This is a genomic window from Psychrobacter sp. AOP22-C1-C5 (genome assembly GCF_052378885.1).
Classification (GTDB): Bacteria; Pseudomonadota; Gammaproteobacteria; order Pseudomonadales; family Moraxellaceae; genus Psychrobacter.
The window spans coordinates 36,422-57,347 of record NZ_JBQSYC010000005.1 but is presented as its reverse complement, the minus strand read 5'-3'; the positions used below and the strand labels follow the sequence as shown (position 1 = coordinate 57,347).

The window sequence follows — 20,926 nt, the reverse complement described above, 5'->3', positions numbered from 1 at the left end:
TGGATACACAACATGGTAACGCGAGACTGACACAAATTTTTCTTGCTTGCTGTGTCTATGCCGACAGAGGCTACAAAAAATTTATCCCAGTCTCGCTGACTCTCTTTTATATTGACCCAACTATAGAAAGATTGAATCAAAAATTATCTATAAGCAGAGATTTATAAGTCTATTTCGACGATATAGTCAGAGCGCAGTAAAATCGAGAGATTGATGAACATTTACTACTACTATAAATCTTTCTAGCTTAAATTTTAAAAACCCTACTGTACGATAGCCATCAGCTCAATTTTTAAGTCATCAAAACCGTTTGGTACATACATACAGATAGATTCAGACTTTATCATCTCATCATACAACTCACCCACGGGTTCAATAGTGAAGTAACTAAATCCTGGTCGTACCGGTATAGCGCTTGGTACTTGAGTCACGTGCGAAACAGGTGAACCTGGTAGGGCCGACAATACACGCTTTTCTACTGAATCAGGTGTCGCAACCTTAAAGCGCCTTGGTACGATATCGATGAGTTCATGCATCGGTAACGATGAGCTAACAGACAAATACAGCTGTGAACCACGGGTAATCTTGTCACTACTTAGATCGCCTATATAGTAAGACGGTTTATTTTGACGCAATGGAATCGAGATAAAATTGCTAGCGATTACGGTATTGAGCAGCTCGCGAATGATCAAGATAATACTACTAAACGATTCATTCGCATTATCATGATGATAAGAAGGCAAATCACCTACTTTATATAACGAGCTAAAAGTAGCCAACTGACTGGCTACATTTAATAGCGCCTCATAAAGACGCTCTGGATGTAACTTGGCATTATTGTATAAATGGCTCAACTGAGAGTAGGCGGTGTTGAGCGTATGCAGTAACCAAAAAGAGGCAATGTCTGAGGAGCGAAACTCTAGTAAGTCATTATTTGACTGACGATGATGATCATACAATGAAGTGGACTTAGTATTAATCATAGTCATCAACCGATAGACCTGACCCACAAGCGCAGGGTTACTCGTGATATGAACACTTGGGACAATATAATCTTCATCCACTTGATAAACGCCTTGAGTGGTACGCACCAGCTTGGCAACCAACAAAGAGACGGTATCTTGGTTCGGTGCTTGCGCAGAGTGACTGAGCTGTAAGCTTGGTGACAGCTTAATCACATCAATCATCGCTTCTGCGGCTTGGCTATATAAATCTTGCGCCTCAATCGCATCCCTCACGTAACGGGCTGGATTGTCACTGTGCTCTGTCTGTATATTATTGCCGCCGTTATGGACTATCTCTAAACTCAAAAAGACAAAAACCTCATCGGCATTGTCCTGATCATTTAACGTCACAGCTTTTGGTAAGGCATCTGTGCGAGGTGCTTGATACAGTGTGCCGTCTGGTAATACCGCATAAATGCTTTGAAAACTTAATAGATTGCTTTCTAAAAGCTGTTTGTCGATTTGAACATCAGATATTCCATAAGCGTAGGGGTGCATCAGCATCATACTCAATGACCGCTGAGCATTGTGATAGGTGTCTTGAATTTGAAAATGCTGAGGTCGTAAAAAAAGTCCCTCGCCCCATAATACTCTGTGTTTGCTCAAGACAATCTCCTACGAGCAGCTGACTAATGGCTGCTGATAATATTTAAGTTTGGTAGTAAAGGGTGTCGCCAGCTCGGGTTCAATGCCCGCTGTAACATTGACATCACATGCGCCAATATTTAGTACAAGCGGATTGTCGAAATTAAGACTCTCAAGTGGAATGAGCAGTTGTGAGCGTTTTTTGGTGTATCTTAAACCCACTTTCACAGCGATAAAACGTGCGTCTTGCGGTATATGTACCGTTAAGCTGGTCTCGCGATTGGGAATGACACTAACTTCTTTGGCAGCCAACGCCTCAATATCAGTAAACTGGTTTTCCTCTTCCAAAAACGCAATATAAGCGGTGCTCGCTATCCCTTGTGCGGTACGCCCAGCATTGGCATTAACAGCCGGTTTGATGTTTAGGGTGACTCGCTGACGCTTTAACTGTTCCTGCAATGCCTGCTGTTCAGTATTCATTGTTTCAAGCTGCTGTTGCTGTTTTTCTAATTGGGCTTTCAGATTTTTTAAATCGTCATTACTATTTTTGCCATTTTCGATAACACTTTTTATATTATCGTGAATAGTAGACTCGCCTGCCAATGTAGAGGCTTTATTATTTGGATGGTTCAATTTATCAGTGCTACACCCTACTAATGCCCCGCTGAGTAAACAGCCAGTGGTTATTAATACTATCGGCAATGTCTTACATCTGTCCATATTTTTATTTTACCTTAAAATAATATTGTGATCATTGACTGGTCAAAATTTCTGCCATTTCTGGACGACCGAGCACTCCTTTTTTACGAAGCTCAACATGACCAAGATCCATCATGCGCCAGTCGCCGCCCCACACAAGTCCAGCCGATTTTGCTACTTTACCATATAATTTATAACCCTGCATCGCCCAAGAATCCTTTTCACTTATGACAATTTTACCATTTCTGATAAAAGCACTATCCGCTGCCAAACCAAACTGATGATAGCTTTTGTATGATCCTGCATTCGTCACGTGAGTACCTTTTTTAAGTAATCTTGCTTGCCTCGCAGGACTGCGGTAACCCTCTAAGAGCACCATATCATAGCCGTATTGATCACTCATCACCTTATAAACTGTCAACAGCCGTTGAACGAATTCTGAGTTCATCTTTTTCCAATTACGGTCAGCATTTTTGATATTGATGTGGCCATGATGGATATGGGAAGTCAACATATCGCCCGAATAGCCACTACTATGATCTTGCGCATTTAAATCAGACAAATCAGGCTCAGGTAGCATCAGTGGCCTATTGGCTTGCGACCCCTGTGTCTGAGCATCCGGCCAATAACCTTCCTCCGTCTTGCTGGCTTGATAGCTTGCAATCTCAGCATCAAGTTCAGCAAATAATTCTTCTGGCGGCGGTGGCGGTGGCCGTAGGCGCTCTCCTATCAATAACTGGCTAATTTGTGTATTGGCTGTATGTGGTGTCGTATCCTGCCCGTGATATACCTCAAGAGAATTGGTCGTTATTAAGGCATAACATAGTCCAGCAGTCGCCATAACAATCAATAATGACAATATCGATACTACTGGGATACGAGAGATGTCTGTACGCAAAATAAAGTTCTGCAAACGCGTAAGGCAAGAACGCAATAGCTTTGTTGACGGCTTTATTGAGGGTCGATTGATTCTAAAAGTACGTAATCGCTGCACACGAAAGTCAATTTTGTCAAACAGTCGCGCACTCAGTTGCCGATCAAACAGCATGATAATTATGATGATAGAGACAAGCGTAAAGACAGAGACAAGCAAGTAAATCATAAGTACAAGGCAGCAGAGATTAAAAGAAAGAGAAGAATTAATAAACAGGCGTCTATCTTTGTGATTCGATAGGTATTATACAGACAAACAATCTCTAGTTAATATAAAGCTGACTTAATTACACTTATTATTTGGTTTGTACTCTACTTATCTTACTCTAAAGCGTCTTTTTTTTGAAGCAAAAGGGTGAATTTTAATACGAAAACCTCTAGAACACTTGCTTATCCTAGTTGTCCCTAATAAAAATATACATTTAAAGCCTATTCTACCTTTAATATTTAATACCATTTAAGTGAAATAAAGTCATTAGATATGGTAGAAAGAATTAGCCGAATGCCCTAAAATACCATTTTTTAATTTGAATCACATCGTCATAAGCATGATAACAACCCGACAAATAAGGATTATTGATAAGTGGGTATAAAAAAAGTACTGTCATATGGCCGCTTTGTCTTAGTGATGCTTTTAGCGCTGTATCTCATTTTGGTTTGGATGTATTTTAAAGACAATGCACGACACCTTACTTCATCAGGCTTATTACTATGGTTTGTTGCCATCCCTTTGCTATTAATCAGCACTATTGCAGCGCTCCTATGGTGGCAAAAAAAAGCAGACAAGCACACACTCAATGCGTCAGATGATATGAGTGGAGTATCTGGTGCACAAGAACCCGTACAAGCTCCTAATACTTATCAGTTATTTATATACAGTCGCGTCTGCTTACCAGAAGGAAACAGCTGGTCTGAGATCATTGATAATGATAAAGACGTTACCGTTCTAAGTGAGGATTTGGTAGACATTGATGGACTGCCGATATTAATCAAACCGATTAACAACTTACCTGATGCTGCTTCTTTACCATATGGATATGTGATTGATGCGGATACAACCAGCTCAGGTTTTGATGATGGCTTCTCCAGTAGCATAACTTTGCGTTTGTGTTCATTGATACAAGCGCAGCTTGCTTTGGGCGATGACTTATTGTCCACCCTTGCCGTACACTTCAATCAATATCATAAGCAAGATGAGGTTCAATCCAATTCAGCCATTCATGTTCATCCTGAATGGCAGCAACATTATTTGATTAGTGCCAATGAGGAAAACAACGATGACATTATATCTACTTCCTCTGAGGCCTCATTGTCCAAACTGCCCATCTATTTGTGTTTACCTACCAGCGCTGATTCAACCTTTCTTATTACAGCAGTAAAAGAGCAGTTAATGAGCTATGCCTTTCCAGAAGCAGTGCTTTCTATTATTCCTATCGTAACTGACGATACCGATGTAGAAAGCAATGCCGTCACTTACGACCCGGCTCAATTTATCAATAAACATATAAAACCATTATCTCAATCTTCCGCGCCTGAGATTTGCTTCGTGCTTATTGCAGATTCACAGATTCATGAAGAATGGTTGGATACCCATTTATTTGCTAACCCTAGTGTAAACATCGTTCCTACTGAGGCAGGTGTATTACTGGTATTTTTTAATAAAGCGGCTCAAAAGATACTCGACATTGACCCCAGTGCTAGCGTTTTATTAACTGAAGTTTGCACGCCTAGTCATAAAAACAGTGCAAGTAAAAACAATGGACATGATCATAGTGCTACTCATGATAGCGATATAAATACTGGCACACGTATTCATTCTGATCTACATGAGCGCACCGATAATAGACGTCACTATCTTAAGAATCTAACCACTATTAAACACCTATTAATGGATAATAATCTGTCTTTGTCACCCAACCAAGTAGAAGAACAAAAGATAGTGATACAAGACTCTAAAAAAGTTTCCAAAACTAATGTCGTTCTATCAGACATAACTATTACGGCTATGTCGGACATCAATCCAGTAACGCAATCTTATGATATATCGAAATACATGAGCTTTATTGAAGCCTTTACCATAGAAGGCGCTCTGGTAAACGACTATCATTTAGGGCATTATATGCCATTAAATAATTGGTTAAAACCATTTATTAGTCTATCATTGTTCATTGAATTCGTTAAATTAGACCATCAAGAGTTAGAAGCCCTATTTTTAATTACTCAACATAAGCATAGCAATATGTTGTGGCTGGCTGACTTTTCTCAGACATCTGACTATGGTTCTAAATAATGCTTTGTCGTTGTAAACACTCATTTTATTGTCTTAAGATCACACTAGGTAGCACACATGTTTGCAAGAGTTTTTCATCTTATTTATAACCCGAGAGTGTTATTGGTTTTGGGAATCATGGTCGCTCTAGTGTTGTTGTATGACTATGTGACCATTAAAACCTTTTTTATTATTATCGGTATGCTAATCACTTGCGCAGTACTAGGTGCTCTCACTTATTATGTGTGGAAAAAGCGCAAAGCGGCTTCGGATGAGCTGAGCAATCTAGTCTTAGTTGAAGAAAAAGGCAATCAAGGTGAGAGTGAAAGCAATTCCGTAGCAAAGGATGAAAACGCTCAAGAGGTGCAGGCATTACGTCAGCAAATGCAAGATGCGATAAAAACCATTCGTAAGTCAAAGATTGGTGATCAAACGGGTAAGGCCGCATTATACGAGCTGCCTTGGTACATGGTGATTGGCAACCCAGCTGCTGGCAAAAGCTCAGCGGTGCTACATTCTGGGTTAAAATTTCCCTTTATGGAAAAGACCAATAAATTATCGGTAAAAGGCGTTGGCGGTACACGTAACTGTGACTGGTTTTTTTCGACCGAAGGGATTTTACTTGATACCGCAGGGCGGTATTCTGTCTATGAAGAAGATCGCTCGGAGTGGCTGTCATTCTTGAACCTGCTCAAAAAGAACCGCCCTAAAGCCCCCATTAACGGCATTATTATCGCGGTCAGTATCGCCGAACTCACCAAGAATGACCCAAATTATGCTTTAGATTTAGCCAAAAACTTACGTAGCCGAGTCCAAGACTTGACCGAACAGCTAGAGGTGTATGCCCCCGTCTACGTTGTCTTTACCAAAATGGATTTGGTTTCAGGTTTTCGAGACTTTTTTAATGACTATGAGCAAGACGAGCGCAGCCAAGTATGGGGTGCAACCATTCCCTATCCTGAAGATCCTGAGAACATCAACATCACTGATGTTTTTGAAGAGCATTTTGGCATATTGGTCAATGGCCTAAAGGATTTGAGCACAACGAAGCTATCCTTACGTCATCAGCGGACAGTGTCACCAAGTCTCATGACTTTTCCGATTGAATTTCAATCACTGCGTCCAATGATAAGGACGCTTATGCACGCTTTGTTTGAAGACAATCCTTTTCAATTTAAGCCCATACTGCGCGGATTTTATTTCACAAGTGCCTTGCAAGATGGACAAGTCAGTAGCCAAATGACGTTACAAATGGTGCAAAACTATGACTTGCACCCGCCAGCCATACCACTAAATACACAGCAAGAAGGTGCAGATAAGCCCTATTTTTTGCAAGATCTTTTTTCAAAGGTTATTTTAAAAGACAAGCATTTGGTCAAGCAGCATAAAAACCGTAATAAACGCAGTCATCGTGCGCTTGCTACCTTGGCGGCTGTGGTTACGTTGTGTGCGGCGGCCGGTCTATGGACGTGGTCATATGCCAATAATGTACAGCTGACTGAACGTGTCGTAGCGGATTTACAGCAAGTTGCACAGCTGCAAAAAGACGCTAACGGTGATCTACAATCTCAGCTTGAATCGCTCGCTATCTTACAAAGCCGTATAGAGCAACTCGAGGGTTATGAAAAGGACAAACCCTTGTCCTTGAGTTTTGGTCTCTATCAAGGAGATAAGCTAAAACAGAAACTGCTAGCAGAATATTATAATGGCGTCAGTATCATCGTCTTAGCACCGACCACACAAAATATAGAAAAGTTTTTGACAGAGGTGAATACGAACGCGGCGCAACTAGAGGTACGCACAGAAGAACCAAGCGCTTCTGATACCTCTGAAATTGCCATGAATGACGCCTACATTCAGTCGGATCCTACTGATGTTGAAGATGCGTATAATGCGCTTAAAGCATATCTCATGCTCGGCAATCATGACAATTTGGAAACCAGCCATTTAAGTGATCAAATGACAAGGTTTTGGCGTAACTGGCTTGAGGCCAACCGTGCTGACATGCCGCGCGATAAAATGATTCGCCAAGCTGAGCGTATTCTGAGCTTCACGCTGGCTCACGCCGACGACCCCGCCTTTCCGCTTATTCAAAATGACTTAGGACTTATAGATCAAACTCGTAGCAATCTTTCTAAAGTTAGCAAAGGTCAGCCTGCTCGTGAACGTGTCTACTCTGAAATCAAAATGCGCTCATCTGCCCGCTTCCCATCGGTAACAGTGGCTCAGATTACCCAAAATACGGCCAATGAAGCACTACTTGGAAGTTATGTCATCTCAGGAACTTTTACCAAACAAGCATGGGAATCTTTTGTTAGTAATGAGATTGATAAAGCCGCGACTACTAGAGTGGTCGCAGACGACTGGGTACTGGCAACCAGCAGTCAAGACGACCTTACTTTGACAGGCAGTCCTGAACAAATCCGTCAATATCTAGTCAACCGTTATAAGCAAGAATACATTAGCGAGTGGAAACGCTTTTTATCGCAAGTCTATATCCGTGATAGTAAGGGATTTGAAGACCATGCTGTTTTATTGAATCAGCTGTCCAATGCGACAGAATCACCATTAAAAACATTATTTGAAACCGTTGATCGTCAAACTCAATGGGACAATCAAGCTATCAATCAGACGTCAGACAGTGGCAGGCAGTCTCGGCGCTCGTTCATCGATTGGTTCAAACAAACCATACTCCGCCAAAGTCCTGCTGAGCTGCGTCAAGCAGAAGCTGCTTTGAGCAACGGTAGTCGCTCTAGTGATACTGCGCCTGCCACGCAAGCCGCCTCAGGCGTGATTGCTCAAGAGTTCTCTTCTATACATGCACTAGTGACACCAAGAGAGGACAATCAAGATTTGTCGCTATTAGACAATTATGTCGCAAGCTTAGGAGCTATCAGGACACGCTTTAATAATATCGCACGGAGTGGTGACATTGGTCCTGACGCCTTATTATTTGCCTCGCAGACACTCAGCCCTGAAGGTTCAGAATTAACTAAATCTCTACAGATATTAGATGAACAAATACTCAGTCAAGCCAATTCTGAAATCAAACAACTCGTTCGTCCTTTGTTGAGTGAACCACTAACGCGCTCATTCAATATGCTACTGACGCCAACTAAAGCGGAGATTAATAAAGTCTGGAAAGCACAGGTACGTAAGCCTTTTGTTGACACTTTAGAGAAAAAGTACCCGTTTACTGCCAATGCCAATTTAGAAGCAACACCAGCAGAGATTGGTCAATTCTTTGGTGAAGACGGTTACGTGGCGCGATTCGTCAATGAAACATTGTCACCGTTTATCATTCGCCGCGGTGATCAGATCTCAAGCAAGATTTGGAATGGTGCAGGTTTGGGCTTGAGTCCGCAGTTTGTTGCTGACTTTGGTCGCTACTTTGTCAATTATACTGGTAATAATAGTACAGGGTCGGATTCAACTGGTGCTAATGGCGCATCCAATCAAACAACCTTTCAGATTATGCCATTACCAGTCAGTGGTTTGACCGAGTATACGATTGTGGTCGATGGCCAGCAGCTACGTTATCGTATGGGTACTCAAGCGTGGACTACGTTTGTATGGCCTAATCCAAGCAGCCAGCCAGGGGCTAGCATTAGAGCCAAAGATTATGATGGCAAAGATTTTACTGTCTTTGAGGAAGCGGGTAGCTTTGGGGTAGAACGTCTTATTAATAGCGCCCGTCGGACTGAGCTTGGTGACAATGTCTTTGAGATGGCTTGGTTAGGAGATGGTATCACTGTCTCTGTACGCTTTAGAATCATTAGTGGCAGTAGTAATACCGCCAATCAAGGCCGTTCTACTAATCCGTTTACAGGTATGAAATTGCCAGATGAAGTCATCGCCCTTGGTGTCACGCGTACAGCAAAGCCCATTACTAACAGCAATGCAGACGGTAATCCTCCTTCTGCTACAGATAATACGGTCGCTCAAAGCCAGACACAAAATAGTGCTCTACAGCCAACAGGCGAGCTGAACATCACCGCCAATGCTATCGATAACAGCGATACGCAAGGTGATACCCCTGCCGCCAACACCAATAATGATGCAGCAAGCACAGAACAACAGGAGCAAACACCATGACTCCTGACGTTTTACCTTTCGTATATTTTGGCAAACTGCCTGCTCGCGGAGATTTTGTACGGGCACGTGCTCATATCTCAGAGACCAATGCCATTGATGAGTGGGTCAGTCAAGCACTAACCATCTCGGACGAGATATTTAGTGAGAGACTGAAAGATAACGCGGATACCAATGACTTTAGCTTCTTGAGCTTTAGTCATGTAGATACCAGCTCTAAAGAAGTCATTACTGGCGTTCTTGTTCCCAGTCATGATAGCAGTTACCGGAATTATCCTTTCATAGGTTTTGGTGTACTGCATATCGACAAACCAAAAAACTGGACGAACTATCTGCCAGTCAAGTCCTCTACTCTTTGGAATGAGACTTATGAAATCCTAAGCGTGGCCAAGTCGCAAACTGACAATGTGCTTCTTATGGAACATCTCAACCATAGTCAGCTCACTATCGATAATAATGCCAGTACTTACTACTATGACTTTATCAATACCACTACTTTGCATGACATATCAATCTTAATGAACGTTGAGAAGTCGCAATTGATACAACAAATTATCGCAACCGGCTTGTTGTTTTTGCCTACTTTTACCAAAGGCTTTCATGGTCTAAATAAAGTCATCTGCTGGTCTCTTACACCCGACAGAGAGAGTTCGATACATATGGCGACCTTTTGGCATGATTTGATACATGGGTTTTATCAACCACATCAGATTTATTTGAATACTTATATATACCGAGTTGCTAATAGTTATCGTCTGCTTTTGAGCTTTACCAAACCAGATGGCCGTACCCTTAAACAAATCTTAAAAAACGAAACTGCTTATCCTGAAGATTGGGTGGTCATCGCCGACAGCGACTGGACAAAAGGCTATATCGATGAAGATATCGGACTGACCCGCTTTAATCAAGTATTGTTGCAGGACAATCTTTATCTATACGACACTAGGCAACTATTCAAAAAAACCTTTTTGGCTCAATAGTCATTGGTAATACCCATTAACTAGTAGATGTCAGTCATGCCCTGAATATATTTACTACTCTCTCATAATAAGATAAACAAGGTACTTTGATGAAAGTCCTCTCTATAAAGACCAAACCTAGACTCACGAAAAAATTGCTATTAGCGGCGGCTATAACTCTCCCTATCAGTGCCATAGTGTTTGCAGAAAATAATGATGCAAGTGAGACAAATATTGCTCAAAACGTACCTGTCGTCATTAAAGGTGTGGTCGCAACCAGCTCAGATAAGCAGCAACTACTTGAAAAGCTTAAAGCGCAATACCCTGATAAATCAGTCAGAGATGAGATTGAAGTGCGCTCAAATATCAGTATACCAACCAATTGGCAACAAATAGCCACGGCTATTATCGATAGTGATATCTCTAATATTCGTCAAGGTCGTATCGACATTCATGGGACGACCATCAGCCTACATGGCAAGGTTGGTAGCTTGGAGCAAAAGCAAGCCATTCAAAATCGTATTCATACGCGCCTGACTGATCTTTATCAATTAGAAAATCAGCTGGTCGTAGTGGAAGGTGAGCAGCGTCTTATCGACGACACTTTAGGCAATCGTATCGTTGAGTTTGAATCTGGCAGTGCCAACCTAACGCCATTAGGTCTTGGTATTCTAGACGACATGGCCACAGCCCTACGTCGTATCGGTGATAAGCCTATTGTTATTACGGGCCACACCGATAATGTCGGCAATCCAACTGCCAATTTAGCCCTATCGAATGAGCGCGCAGAAGCAGTTAAGCAATATCTAATCGGTCGCAATATTAATGCAGCTCGTCTTAGCACCACTGGTAAAGGGGACGCCGACCCTATAGCGAGTAATGACAATGAAGAGGGGCGCACTCGTAACCGCCGTATCGAATTTACCCTCGCTGAATAATACTGTGGCATATAACGGCACTGGCAAATAGACACTCATATTTATGATGCTCTCGCTTAAGAAGTACGATGCCACTGTTCAACCAATAGAGACATAACTATGTTACGCGTGACCAATACCGTGATTCCGATGTACCCTGATAGGCTCTATGCCAGTGAAGGCAATACTCAAGCGCCCTATCCAAGTGCTCGGCAAGACATCAGTGCACATCAAGCGTGGAAAAACACGCTCATTCAAGGATCCTATGAAGCTGATATTATTGACCAGTTAAATCCTAATAGTAGTTACCAACATCAGCAGCACGGTATCGATATCTATGTACTACATGTCTATATTCATGAACGTCATCATCCGCCTTTTACACCGCTGACTCATTTGATCGGTAGTCCTTTGACCTTAAGCTTCGATACTCCAAGTGGCTTAAGCTATCGCCATCTATACCTGACGGCTGTGCATCAGCTGGATCATGACGGCAGCTTTGGTTATTATCGTCTGCTCGCACAACCCATCACTTATCGTTTGCATCAGCATGTGCATAGCCGTGTAGATACAGACTTATCTGTACAAGCCATGGTTGCAGACCGCGTTGCCTTACTAGAAATAGAAATAATCGATGATAGCAGTAATGAAAATGGAGTTGGCTGGACACCAGCGCGTATGACCCAATGGCAAATCAGTGACTGGACACATATTTGTGAGCGCCTTTCGCGCCAAGGATTGACGGCTTACCTGCGACACGAACCAACTGCCGATCATCGACCACCAAAGTTAGTCATTACCTCAGCGTACCCAAGTGATCGCGAAAGCATCAGCGTAAATATTGGCGCTCTACGCTACCAGCAAGTATTACATGACCGTGTCCATGCACCCGTTTTGGCCGTAAGTGAGCAAATCGTAGCTCAACCAAACGCAGTGTCCATGAAGCGCTTTAATAGTGCCAGTGTCACGCATCAAACCCAGTCAGCTGACGTTGTTACCAGCATTAATAATGACCAGCAAGAGAACCAAACCACTAGTAACACGCTGACTTTAGATACTCCCGCCGCTTTTGCGCCAGTGACAGATACTGAAACCATTGATGACGCTGCTATTGTGGCGAACAGCCACCAAAGCCACTATAACGTTTATCATGCATTGGCTCATGCTACCGATTTGAACGTGGCTGACACCTTTATGCTTGTCGATCACAGTACGCTCAATCAACATTACCGCGCAACCCATATCGTCCATTTGGCTCGTAATAGCTTGGCGCATGTGACAGGACTGACCGTTAGCCGTCGCCATCATGAACGTCACGCCTCCTCCTTAGAGGCTGGCAGCCACTTAACTCAGCTGCGCCTAATTACCGCGGACACGCCATGGGTCGGTAGCTTTTATAGCAAACGTGCGCTACCACCGATGACGGGAATCACTGCGACCCAAAGTGATAGTGACAGTCGCAATCATATGATGCCCACTAAAAACTATCTACTTGATAGTCCGGCACAACCCATTAACCGATTAGAAGCACAAGCAGGTGCCAACTACGGTACTCACTTCACTCATAGAGCTAATGACCAAACCTTGATGCAATCGATTGGTGATAGTGAGCACTTGATCAATACTGGTAGCTTATTATCAAGTACGCGCCCTAGCCTATTTGCCACCAATGAAGAACAAGCCATTGAGAGTGGTTATCGGAACACGGACAACGGTCTCACAGAATGGATCACCGATCATCGGACAGAAAAGGCTTATTCACAACTAAAAGTAGACAGTGCTGGCGTATCTGCCAGTCTAAAAATGGGTGTAATCAACTCAGCAGACGACAGTGTCAAACGTCAAGGTATCAGTGCTACTACCAATGCTCAAATCAATATCAAATCTGGCGAAGCACTCGTTCTATCAACCCAGCCACAAACTCATGCTCAATCAGAACAGCACAACTACCAGCACCATACCCCGACTTTAACCCAAACTAGCCTTGGTGGTCAGCACCTAGCAGAGCGACTAACGCAATTGGCGACAAGTCTCGGCAGAACGGTCAATGATCACAGTCTGATCAAAACGCAGTTAGAAGCCATCAGTGACGAGCAACAAAGCAAAACCCATCAACAAACACCTCATACCCTCATTGATAGCGCGGCTGATACGAGCTACGTCAGTGAAGATATGATAATCCAGCGTACGATGGGTGAGATGCTTACGACTAGCCAGCAAGATATGACAATCAGTAGTGGCGACAGTCATCAACAAATCAGTAATGAATCGTTGAACCTAGTCGCTGACGGTCAATTTAGTATGACCAATGCCAAAGACAATATTACCCTCTCTGCGCATACGGGTAAGCTTGAAGCGACTGCTAAGCGGGATGTCAACATTGCCTCCTCAACCAAAGAAGTTGAGATAATAGCGACTAATAAGATTACGCTGACAGCAGGCGGTGCCAGCATCACGCTTGATGGTGCTGATATTACCATTGCAGCAAAGCAGTTTACGGAGAAAGGCGGTAAGCACAGTAAGGCTGGGGGTGGAATGGATGGGTTGGGATTGGCAGGGTTGCCTAATGAGAAAATATTAAGCACTCTTTATAGTATCGCATACAAGTTTACAGACGACGATGATATTCCATTAGCATTTGTTGAATACGAAGCTACTAATCTTACTACTGGCGAGCAAATATCAGGAAAGACTGATGAGCGTGGAATAACTGAACGTTTTTCTTCAAATAACCCTGAAGAAATTGAAGTTTATTTAAAGCTTGATGAAGATGATAACGTAGTTGAGTTGCATGAAATAACTGACGATAGCATCTAGGACAAGAAATGAGTAAAACAACTACCAAAGCCTCTTCAAGATTAGGAACGCTTAATCTCTACAATCAAAGCATTAGCGTGCCGACGCTAGTAAATTTCGAATTAACAACCGATCTTACAATAGGTGGAAATAATAAAGGAACGGGCGTAATTGATAAAAAAGGTTTAGTACTTAATAAAACTTATAAGTTCTTAGCTAAGTTAGCAGGCTCGAAGAATAGTATCGAAAGTACGAAGGTAGTTTGGGTCATTAAATACATGAGTCCCAGTACTTCTCAAAACAAACTCATAGCACTAAAAGCGATAATAAAAGGTCCTGAATTCGAGCTTGATTTGAAAGATAAATATAAAGATATGGCAGGTTGTGAAATCGAAGTCAGTTGTCATATATAAGCGCGACCAAGTAAGTCTTTGAGTAAGAAATACTTTGTACATAATCGCTTTCGCTATTTTGATAGTAATAAGATATTAAGTCAGGCAAAGCAAAGAGTGGTTAATCCTTGGAAAATAGATCAGGCAAGATCATCACTCTGTGGTATGGCTTGCCTATGCTATATTCTTATACAACGTGATAAAACTTTATACCTGAAAATAGCAGTAGAATTACATCGCACAGGTACTTACAAGTTTAGCAACGGTTATACTATTGGGCCCAACAGTTCCATGTATGACATGAGGATTACAGAGAGTGACTACGCTAATATGAAAATGGATGAGGTTGACTGGATAGTATTGGCTTCTTCACGCAGTAGTGAGAGTAATTTAAAATATGATGGCATTGAGACAGGTACATTTGATCAGCTTGGTGCTGTTAACTGGATGAGCATGCTTACTGGTATGTGTCGAGAAGTGGCAGGATATAGCAATTCAAAAAGTCATGATTTGGATTTGTTGAAATCTGGTTTTACTTTATATACTGGCATGCATTCAAATATAGAAAAATTAATTGAACTGGACCAAAAATATAAAGCTGGTAAAAAGATACTTATAATGACTGATCCGAAATTAATTTACGATGAGCAAGGTTGGAGGAACCCTACTAGTATACATTGGGTAGTATATAAAGGTGGATTGAGTCTTATAGATAATAAAGGTAAAAATTTTACAAATACTCCAAAAAACATTATTAGTATGAGCTTCGAAATATACACATGGGGGAAAACACAAAAATTAAACATTGAATCTCTAAATTTCGTATCAAACTTTTATGGATATATTGAGGCTTAATAATGAAAGATATATTTTTAAAAATATGTTTAATTTCTTTAATACCATTGTCGGGTTGCAATATGAATTTAACTAATAGCAATGTTTGTCGAGAAGATATTCAACCTTTTTTTACAATAGAAGACGGTGATAATCCATCAATTAATGATCAAGTAACTCTATCGAAAATAAATAAAAGCGGTTTTATTGAATTAGATTATCAACTCCAATATGTACAAAGTTATGCTAACGATGAAAACACTTATATAAGGCTCCAATATGATAAGGACCTCATTGTACCTGAATACATATATAGGCTTCAATATAATGAAAATACATATTTTATTCATAGTATAAGAATGGCGAATGACACTTATTATAGGTACTGCGATGAACAAACTACCTATAAAATAAACCAATGCGAATCAAGTGGTTATAATATCTCTATAAACCCTTCTTGCGCTATTCCCACTGACCAAGCTGATAGCTATTTTGAAAACGAGATTAAACCAACTATGTAATTAATATTATATATATTAACTGTTAATGCGACGACCAAACCTTGATGCAGTCTATTGGTGATGGTGAGCACTTGATCAATACTGGTAGTTTATTATCAACCACTCGCCCGAGCCTATTCGCTATAGAGAATGAGCAAGCGATTGAAAGTGGTTATCGCAACATGGATAACGGTCTCACAGAATGGGTGACCGATCATCGGACAGAACAGGCTTACTCACAGCTAAAAGTGGACAGTGCTAGCGTATCTGCCAGTCTAAAAATGGGTGTAATCAACTCAGCAGACGACAGTGTCAAACGTCAAGGTATCAATGCCACTACAAACGCCCAAATCAATATCAAATCTGGCGAAGCACTCGTTCTATCAACCCAGCCGCAAACTCATGCTCAATCAGAACAGCACAACTACCAGCACCATACCCCAACTTTGACCCAAACCAGCCTTGGTGGTCAGCACTTATCAGAGCGACTAACGCAATTGGCGACGGGGTTAGGACGCAACGTAAAAGACCATCAAGTCATTAAATCCCAGCTTGAATCAATTGCTAAAAAACAACAAACTAAAACCCATCAACAAACACCTTATACGCTCATTGATAGCGCGGCTGATACGAGCTACGTCAGCGAAGATAGGGGTGATTACAAAATTCAAGACCTAGCCTTTTTTTGTCATGGGTTAAATGGAAAGATTACCTTGAACTATAGTGGAAGGCCTAATATCGATTTAACAAATTCAGATATAAATAGAATTGGTAACAATAATTTTTTAAGCTCAGCTATAGCTAGTTCATACGCTTGTAGAACAGGTATGTCGGATAGTTTAACGCTTAGAACTCAAGGGTCATTTAATAGTATCAGTGAGGCAGATTCTAGTAATAGTTTTGCTCAGCTATTTGCAAACAAGCATAATATTGATTTTTATGCATCTTATAAACGCACGTTATATAGTAATATTTTAAATCCCAAAAGTGACGCTGATAAAATGTTTGAAGAAATTAGAAATAAAAGAGCAACGAATAAAGATAAAATTATTTCTATATTAGGAAACTATGAAGCATTACCACATGCAGATTTAGGAGAAAGTTATAAAAATATATGGGGATTGGCTCCAAGAGGTGCAGTAGCTGAAGGAACAAATGACTATTCATTATGGCGAAAAGGTGATGGACTAGGAATACCGATTGCTGCAAAGACTCCCACAGGTTTGCCAGCATCAATGACTAAATTCACTCCTAAATGAGATATATGAAAAGATATTCTTTAAAATATACTATGGACACACTAGTATTTTTGTTAATACTAATTTTTGCTTACCTTTACACGGCGAAATCGATGAATGCATTTAATTCTCAAAAATTCGGCCAAGCTGATTTTATATATATTCAAGAAGATTTAACTAATCAATATATACTATACAAAGAAAGTATCAAAAAAAATCTAGTACCCAAATCACAATAAAATTCCATAATATTATTCCACCGAATACGTCTAATACCGAAATATATTCTCATAAAATCTCTAATTACCTATATGTTGGTCCCTACGAATCTACTCTTAGTTTTCCTATAGACGATATGTTATTTGAAGACAATGGAATTGATTCTTTAGTTATATCGATAGTGGATGAAGAAGATCGCATCTCCCATACTATAGAACAGGAAAAGACTTTCAGGTTTTGGAAAAAAGGCAGAACCACTAACATATGGTTTCTACCTTTTAGGAGGTGTAGTGAAGAAATAGACACGAGTATAGGATATACCGTATTCCTTAGTTAAATTTCAAAGTAAAGAAGCTATGATTGATACCTTCGAAGCTTTAAGCTAAGGTTTTTCATCTAAAATATAGCTAAAACCAAGCGTCTACCTTCTACCCCTCATGCTTCGCCAACCAATTCTGCATTTGCTCAATTTCAGGCTGCTGTGCGTCGATTATTTCTTGCGCCAGTTTGCGCATTTCCTCATTTTTACCATATTTTAGCTGTACGGCGGCCATATCAATTGCACCAGCATGATGCGGTAACATACCACGAGCAAAAGCCTTGTCAGGATTGAGATCAGCAATTCCAATCATCATTTCACCATGCATCGCACCCATACTATCAGCATAGGCTTTTCGCATGGTTGCAGTAGCAGTCGTTGGCGCAGCAACATCAGGATTGTTGGCAAGCCAGCTCTGCATTTGCTCAATTTCAGACTGCTGTGCGTCGATTATTTCTTGTGCCAGCTGACGCATCTCGGCATCAGTGCCATATTTTAGCTGAATTTCTGCCATATTAACGGCACCAATATGATGACCAAGCATACCTTGAGCAAATGCAACATCAGGATCATTGTACTCCATGCTACTCATCATCTCATCGTGCATAACCATCATGGAGTCGTTATACTCTTTGTTCATGACCGGCATGGCGTCACCTGTCATATCATGACCAGCATGCGCGTCCATCGCGTGAGCATCTGTAGCTGCATTACTTGTTGAAGTCACGTTCTCTTTTGTAGTCGCACTTGTGTCCTCATTGGTAGGCTGACAGGCACTAATTACTAATACTGCACTGACGCTAGCAGCGAGAATGGCAAGACGTGATTTTTGAATGTTCTTCATTGTGTGTTCTTTATAGTTATGGTTGATATAAAACTGACACGTCAGTTAAGATTTACCAGTTCAAAAAAATCGTTAGGTTCATATAAAGGTCATTTTTCTATTAATAACAGCTCATTCCAACTCTTCAATAAGTGCTTGCATCTCACTTATTTCACGTTTTTGTGCTTCAATAATGTCATCAGCAAGTTGCCTTACTCTAGGGTCTTCTATATCCGCTCTTTCACTGGTCAAAATAGCAATTGAATGATGCGGTATCATGGCTTGCATCCAATCGACTTGGTTGACCGTGGCTTGTGATCTAACGCCCCAAATCCCCACTGCAAACAACAAAATGCTTAGACCATAAACCATTAAGTTAACTTTGGTTTTCTTATACATATTGGTCATAAATGCCAGCATAATTACTGCCATGCCAGCACCCATATATAACGCCATGTAAGCTCGGGTTTCGCTGAAATAAACATGTTCCCATTTATAAGTATTGAAATACATCATGATGTACATCACTATGGTAGACGTAAGAATCATGAGGGTAAATTTCACATAAGGATTCATTTGTTTTTGTTCTTCATGATTCATCAGTCAATCTCCATTACAGTTGCAAAGTAGCCAAAATCTACGAAAATATTTCTAGCTCTGAAATACTAGCCTATAGCTGCTCCGCTGAAGACTCAACTTCGGCATATACTTGGTTTGTACCGTCTTTGTTTATTTGCATAATTTGATATGACATAAACTGGTCTTGATATTCCATACCAGGGCTGCCGACTGGCATCCCAGGCACAGCCAAGCCAATGGCTTGCTCCGGTGGATTCTGCAAAAATTCAGCCATATACTTTGCAGGAACATGGCCTTCAAAGACATAACCATCAGTGGTGACTGCTGTATGACAAGAGCGCATTTCAGTGGGCACGCCGTAACGGTCTTTAAACAATGACAAATCTGTTGGGTGCTGAACCGTTGAGCTTAAACCATGCGCCTGTGTATGATCGACCCACTCTTTACAACAGCCGCAATTAGCATCTTTATAAATCGTGGCTGACACGTTTTTGAGTAGGTCTGGATTACTTACTTGAGTGCCTGTAACCGCTTGCTCCACTGGCATAGCACTCGAATCAACAGCGTTGGCATCAGGAGTACTGGCCTTAGAAGCACTGATGTCAGCTTGTCCACAAGCTGATAATATGACAGCAGCTAGTACGACTGTAGCAACTTTCATTCGCTTCGGCGACTGACTAAACAGCTTGAAGTCAGACTTAACAGCAAAAATAGTCATAATGGCTTCTCATTTTATTTAATATAGAATAAAACTTTATAAAGTTAAGCTTTAAGACGCTTGTAAAGTGTTGAAAACTCACAAACGGTGCTTACTGCTAACACATATGGTCAGCGGACAATAAAACCGATATCTTGATAATCATGTACTGCTGGAATGGTGCAATCATATAAGTAGTAAATTAGCAAAATGACTCTGACAATTAGATGACGCCAAGATGACAATTTTGTCATCTTATGGCCCAATCATAGGATTGTGCTGACTATTACTCTATCATTAATAGCAGTAGATACAGCAATACTGACATCCACCTAAATAATCGGCGCGAGTATGCTATGAAAGTACTGTTAGTCGAAGATGAATTATCGCTTGGCAATTATATAAAAAAAGGCTTGAGTGAGTCCGGCTTTATCGTTGAGCACAAAACGACTGGCCTAGATGGTTATCACGCCCTTATGACTGAAGATTACAATGCCGTGGTGATGGATGTAATGCTGCCTGATGTGAGTGGCTTTGAGCTGGTTCGTAATTATCGGGCCACTGGTAATATTACCCCTGTGTTATTTTTGACCGCAAAAGACGATCTCAGTGACCGAATAAAAGGTATCGAAATCGGCGGTGATGACTACCTCACCAAACCTTTTGCCTTTGCTGAGCTGCTAGTCAGAATAAAAAGCTTATTACGCCGTGCCAATCAAGCAGATTACGCTAACACAGTATTGCACAGTGCTGATTTGAAAATGGATATCGCCAAACGTAGCGTGCACAGAGGTGAGCTGCCTATCAAATTAACGGCAAAAGAGTTCGCCCTACTGCAATTTTTTCTTGAGCGCCAAGGTGAGGTATTGCCGCGCTCTGTGATTGCTTCACAAGTATGGGATATGAATTTCGATAGCGACACCAATGTGATTGATGTGGCGATAAGACGTCTACGAGTCAAAATAGACGACGACTTTGAGGTGAAACTAATCCATACCGTGCGTGGCATGGGTTATAAATTAGAAGCGATTGATGCCAACCTTGAAATCAATCATTTTGAAGTAAAATAAA

General features: G+C 41.2%; 16 protein-coding genes. 10 read left to right on the top strand and 6 right to left on the bottom strand.

The genetic code is table 11. From position 1 onward, the window contains the following. Positions 1–263: 263 nt before the first annotated feature. From tssK to ACT3TH_RS08485, 3 genes are read right to left on the bottom strand one after another with little or no spacing between them, the layout of a single operon-like run. A complete protein-coding gene (tssK, locus tag ACT3TH_RS08495) occupies positions 264–1,610 on the bottom strand; it encodes a type VI secretion system baseplate subunit TssK (RefSeq protein ID WP_444755414.1) in 1,347 nt (448 codons plus the stop codon). 9 nt (positions 1,611–1,619) lie between these two features. Continuing rightward, on the bottom strand, positions 1,620–2,309 hold the full coding sequence (locus ACT3TH_RS08490) for a hypothetical protein (protein ID WP_444755413.1): 690 nt from the start codon (positions 2,307–2,309) through the stop codon (positions 1,620–1,622). Between the two features lie 31 nt (positions 2,310–2,340). Continuing rightward, complete coding sequence (locus ACT3TH_RS08485) at positions 2,341–3,390, bottom strand: M15 family metallopeptidase (protein ID WP_444755412.1); 1,050 nt, start codon at positions 3,388–3,390, stop codon at positions 2,341–2,343. A gap of 414 nt (positions 3,391–3,804) precedes the next feature. Here ACT3TH_RS08485 and ACT3TH_RS08480 point away from each other — a divergent pair, with 414 nt between their 5' ends. The 9 genes from ACT3TH_RS08480 to ACT3TH_RS08440 all read left to right on the top strand — a co-directional run bounded on the left by ACT3TH_RS08480 (position 3,805) and on the right by ACT3TH_RS08440 (position 17,239). Then, a complete protein-coding gene (locus ACT3TH_RS08480; protein WP_444755411.1) occupies positions 3,805–5,511 on the top strand; it encodes a hypothetical protein in 1,707 nt (568 codons plus the stop codon). Between the two features lie 57 nt (positions 5,512–5,568). Beyond that, positions 5,569–9,585 (top strand): type VI secretion system membrane subunit TssM, encoded by a 4,017-nt coding sequence (tssM, locus tag ACT3TH_RS08475; RefSeq protein WP_444755410.1) that lies wholly within the window; start codon positions 5,569–5,571, stop codon positions 9,583–9,585. After that, complete coding sequence (gene tagF, locus ACT3TH_RS08470) at positions 9,582–10,562, top strand: type VI secretion system-associated protein TagF (RefSeq protein ID WP_444755409.1); 981 nt, start codon at positions 9,582–9,584, stop codon at positions 10,560–10,562. The genes tssM and tagF overlap by 4 nt, the downstream gene beginning before the upstream one ends. 89 nt (positions 10,563–10,651) lie before the next feature. Next, positions 10,652–11,479: an OmpA family protein gene (locus ACT3TH_RS08465; protein ID WP_444755408.1), complete on the top strand. Its 828-nt coding sequence runs from the start codon at positions 10,652–10,654 to the stop codon at positions 11,477–11,479. A gap of 99 nt (positions 11,480–11,578) precedes the next feature. Beyond that, positions 11,579–14,275, top strand: a complete 2,697-nt coding sequence (locus ACT3TH_RS08460) for a DUF2345 domain-containing protein (RefSeq protein ID WP_444755407.1) — start codon at positions 11,579–11,581, stop codon at positions 14,273–14,275. 8 nt (positions 14,276–14,283) lie between these two features. Further along, on the top strand, positions 14,284–14,667 hold the full coding sequence (locus ACT3TH_RS08455; RefSeq protein ID WP_444755406.1) for a hypothetical protein: 384 nt from the start codon (positions 14,284–14,286) through the stop codon (positions 14,665–14,667). Positions 14,668–14,685: 18 nt separating this feature from the next. Then, a complete protein-coding gene (locus ACT3TH_RS08450) occupies positions 14,686–15,501 on the top strand; it encodes a hypothetical protein (protein ID WP_444755405.1) in 816 nt (271 codons plus the stop codon). Positions 15,502–15,503: 2 nt separating this feature from the next. Further along, entirely contained in the window at positions 15,504–16,001 is a 498-nt protein-coding gene (locus tag ACT3TH_RS08445; RefSeq protein ID WP_444755404.1) for a hypothetical protein, read from the top strand. A 71-nt stretch (positions 16,002–16,072) separates the two neighbouring features. After that, entirely contained in the window at positions 16,073–17,239 is a 1,167-nt protein-coding gene (locus ACT3TH_RS08440) for a type VI secretion system Vgr family protein (RefSeq protein ID WP_444755403.1), read from the top strand. A gap of 626 nt (positions 17,240–17,865) precedes the next feature. On the opposite strand, the gene copM is transcribed toward ACT3TH_RS08440, so the two are convergent. The 3 genes from copM to ACT3TH_RS08425 all read right to left on the bottom strand — a co-directional run bounded on the left by copM (position 17,866) and on the right by ACT3TH_RS08425 (position 19,876). After that, on the bottom strand, positions 17,866–18,600 hold the full coding sequence (copM, locus tag ACT3TH_RS08435) for a CopM family metallochaperone (RefSeq protein ID WP_444755402.1): 735 nt from the start codon (positions 18,598–18,600) through the stop codon (positions 17,866–17,868). Positions 18,601–18,711: 111 nt separating this feature from the next. After that, positions 18,712–19,179 (bottom strand): DUF305 domain-containing protein, encoded by a 468-nt coding sequence (locus tag ACT3TH_RS08430; RefSeq protein WP_444755401.1) that lies wholly within the window; start codon positions 19,177–19,179, stop codon positions 18,712–18,714. Between the two features lie 70 nt (positions 19,180–19,249). Continuing rightward, positions 19,250–19,876 carry a DUF411 domain-containing protein gene (locus tag ACT3TH_RS08425; RefSeq protein WP_444755400.1) on the bottom strand — a complete coding sequence of 209 codons (627 nt, stop codon included), beginning with the start codon at positions 19,874–19,876 and terminating at the stop codon, positions 19,250–19,252. Positions 19,877–20,211: 335 nt separating this feature from the next. Here ACT3TH_RS08425 and ACT3TH_RS08420 point away from each other — a divergent pair, with 335 nt between their 5' ends. Then, positions 20,212–20,925, top strand: coding sequence for a heavy metal response regulator transcription factor (locus tag ACT3TH_RS08420; protein WP_444755399.1), 714 nt, complete (start codon positions 20,212–20,214; stop codon positions 20,923–20,925). Position 20,926: the final 1 nt, after the last annotated feature.

What these genes read in the sequence shown, in the direction of transcription:
- ACT3TH_RS08490 (WP_444755413.1), bottom strand. Translation starts at nt 2,309, where the DNA reads ATGGACAGATGTAAGACATTGCCGATAGTATTAATAACCACTGGCTGT.
- ACT3TH_RS08485 (WP_444755412.1), bottom strand. Translation starts at nt 3,390, where the DNA reads ATGATTTACTTGCTTGTCTCTGTCTTTACGCTTGTCTCTATCATCATA.
- tssM (WP_444755410.1), top strand. Translation starts at nt 5,569, where the DNA reads ATGTTTGCAAGAGTTTTTCATCTTATTTATAACCCGAGAGTGTTATTG.
- tagF (WP_444755409.1), top strand. Translation starts at nt 9,582, where the DNA reads ATGACTCCTGACGTTTTACCTTTCGTATATTTTGGCAAACTGCCTGCT.
- ACT3TH_RS08465 (WP_444755408.1), top strand. Translation starts at nt 10,652, where the DNA reads ATGAAAGTCCTCTCTATAAAGACCAAACCTAGACTCACGAAAAAATTG.
- ACT3TH_RS08460 (WP_444755407.1), top strand. Translation starts at nt 11,579, where the DNA reads ATGTTACGCGTGACCAATACCGTGATTCCGATGTACCCTGATAGGCTC.
- ACT3TH_RS08455 (WP_444755406.1), top strand. Translation starts at nt 14,284, where the DNA reads ATGAGTAAAACAACTACCAAAGCCTCTTCAAGATTAGGAACGCTTAAT.
- ACT3TH_RS08445 (WP_444755404.1), top strand. Translation starts at nt 15,504, where the DNA reads ATGAAAGATATATTTTTAAAAATATGTTTAATTTCTTTAATACCATTG.
- copM (WP_444755402.1), bottom strand. Translation starts at nt 18,600, where the DNA reads ATGAAGAACATTCAAAAATCACGTCTTGCCATTCTCGCTGCTAGCGTC.
- ACT3TH_RS08430 (WP_444755401.1), bottom strand. Translation starts at nt 19,179, where the DNA reads ATGAATCATGAAGAACAAAAACAAATGAATCCTTATGTGAAATTTACC.
- ACT3TH_RS08425 (WP_444755400.1), bottom strand. Translation starts at nt 19,876, where the DNA reads ATGACTATTTTTGCTGTTAAGTCTGACTTCAAGCTGTTTAGTCAGTCG.
- ACT3TH_RS08420 (WP_444755399.1), top strand. Translation starts at nt 20,212, where the DNA reads ATGAAAGTACTGTTAGTCGAAGATGAATTATCGCTTGGCAATTATATA.